The sequence below is a fragment of the Streptomyces sp. NPDC048001 genome (assembly GCF_043203115.1).
Taxonomy (GTDB): Bacteria; Actinomycetota; Actinomycetes; order Streptomycetales; family Streptomycetaceae; genus Streptomyces; species Streptomyces sanyensis.
Genome location: NZ_JBIDBN010000028.1, coordinates 1 through 2,212, shown reverse-complemented (window position 1 = coordinate 2,212; position 2,212 = coordinate 1). Strand labels below are relative to the sequence as shown.

1 protein-coding gene and 1 rRNA gene are annotated in these 2,212 nt (G+C 64.2%); both read right to left on the bottom strand.

Annotated features, from left to right (window positions below; genetic code table 11):
• Positions 1–351: ribosomal RNA gene (locus ACGF15_RS29090) — 16S ribosomal RNA — on the bottom strand; the annotation flags it as partial.
• Between the two features lie 639 nt (positions 352–990).
• Positions 991–2,212, bottom strand: a 1,222-nt coding sequence (locus ACGF15_RS29085; RefSeq protein ID WP_392803288.1) for a ribonuclease J, incomplete at its 5' end; no start/stop codon positions are given.

The window sequence follows — 2,212 nt, the reverse complement described above, 5'->3', positions numbered from 1 at the left end:
CTGCTGCCTCCCGTAGGAGTCTGGGCCGTGTCTCAGTCCCAGTGTGGCCGGTCGCCCTCTCAGGCCGGCTACCCGTCGTCGCCTTGGTAGGCCATTACCCCACCAACAAGCTGATAGGCCGCGGGCTCATCCTTCACCGCCGGAGCTTTCAACCCCGTTCCATGCGGAACAGAGTGTTATCCGGTATTAGACCCCGTTTCCAGGGCTTGTCCCAGAGTGAAGGGCAGATTGCCCACGTGTTACTCACCCGTTCGCCACTAATCCACCACCGAAGCGGTTTCATCGTTCGACTTGCATGTGTTAAGCACGCCGCCAGCGTTCGTCCTGAGCCAGGATCAAACTCTCCGTGAATGATTACCCGTAATCGGGTGCACACATCACGAGAGCGGAACAACAGGTCGGAATAAGACCCGTCGTTCACAGCGTCCTCGCTGTGTTATCGCCTACCACCGCACGATGGCGGTTGTAGGACTTTTCAAAGGAACCACCAACCTGCCGAAACAGGCCGGGGTATCAACATATCTGGCGTTGACTTTTGGCACGCTGTTGAGTTCTCAAGGAACGGACGCTTCCTTCGGTCCCGAATCACCGGGGCCCTCCGGGCGCTTCCCTTCGTTTACTTCTTTGTCCTGCTGTCTTGCGTTTCCGACTCTATCAGACGCTTTCCAGTGTCCGATCCCGGCCGAAGCGGGGTGCTTTCAAGGTTCTTCGCTTTCGCGTTTTCCCTTTCGGCGGTTCCAACTTTACCAGACTCTTTTTCGTTCCGTTTCCGGTCCGAATTCGATTTCCGGTGGCCAGTGGAGTGGCCTTGCCTTTCGGCGGATCCGACTTTATCAGAGATTCTGAGTCGGAATTCCCGGCCCGTGCAGGGTGGTCCGGGCGCACGAGTGCGCGCGGTGCTTCCCGTTCAGGTGGAGACGTCAACGTACTGGAGCGGGGCTCCCCGATGCAAATCGAGGGCCCCGCTCCAGGTCAGGCGGTCGTGAGGGGTCAGACCTCGACGACGACCGGAAGGATCATCGGGCGGCGGCGGTAGGTGTCGGAGACCCACTTGCCGACGACCCGGCGGACCATCTGCTGGAGCTGGTGGGGCTCCAGCACGCCGTCCTGGGCCGACTTGTCCAGGGCTTCCTGGATCTTCGGGGTGACGCCGGTGAAGGCGCTGTCGTCGATGCCGGAGCCCCGGGCCTGGATGTGGGGGCCGCCCACGATCTTGCCGGTGGTGCTGTCGACCACGATGAAGACCGAGATGATGCCCTCGTCACCGAGGATGCGGCGGTCCTTGAGCGAGGTCTCGGTGACATCACCGACGGAGAGGCCGTCGACGTACACGTAACCGGCCTGGACCTTGCCGACGATCTTGGCCTTGCCGTCGATCAGGTCGACGACCACGCCGTCCTCGGCGATGACGATGCGGTCCTTGGGCACGCCGGTGAGGGCTCCCAGCTCGGCGTTGGCCCGCAGGTGGCGCCATTCGCCGTGGACCGGCATCAGGTTCTTCGGCTTGCAGATGTTGTAGAAGTACAGCAGCTCGCCGGCCGAGGCGTGGCCCGAGACGTGGACCTTGGCGTTGCCCTTGTGGACGACGTTGGCGCCCCAGCGGGTCAGGCCGTTGATCACGCGGTAGACCGCGTTCTCGTTGCCGGGGATGAGGGACGACGCCAGGATCACCGTGTCGCCCGGGACGATCCGGATCTGGTGGTCGCGGTTGGCCATGCGGGAGAGGGCCGCCATCGGCTCGCCCTGCGATCCGGTGCAGACCAGTACGACCTCGTCGTCCGGGAGGTCGTCGAGGGTCTTGACGTCGACGACCAGGCCCGCGGGGACCTTCAGATAGCCGAGGTCGCGGGCGATGCCCATGTTGCGGACCATCGAGCGGCCGACGAAGGCGACCCGGCGGCCGTACTCGTGGGCGGCGTCCAGGATCTGCTGGATGCGGTGCACATGGCTGGCGAAGCTCGCCACGATGATGCGCTTCTGGGCGTTGGCGAAGACCGTGCGCAGGACATTGGAGATGTCCCGCTCCGGCGGCACGAAGCCGGGGACCTCGGCGTTCGTGGAGTCCGAGAGGAGGAGGTCGATGCCCTCCTCGCTCAGGCGCGCGAACGCGTGCAGGTCGGTGAGCCGGCCGTCCAGCGGGAGCTGGTCCATCTTGAAGTCACCGGTGGCCACGGCCATGCCCGCGGGGGTGCGGATGGCGACGGCCAGCGCG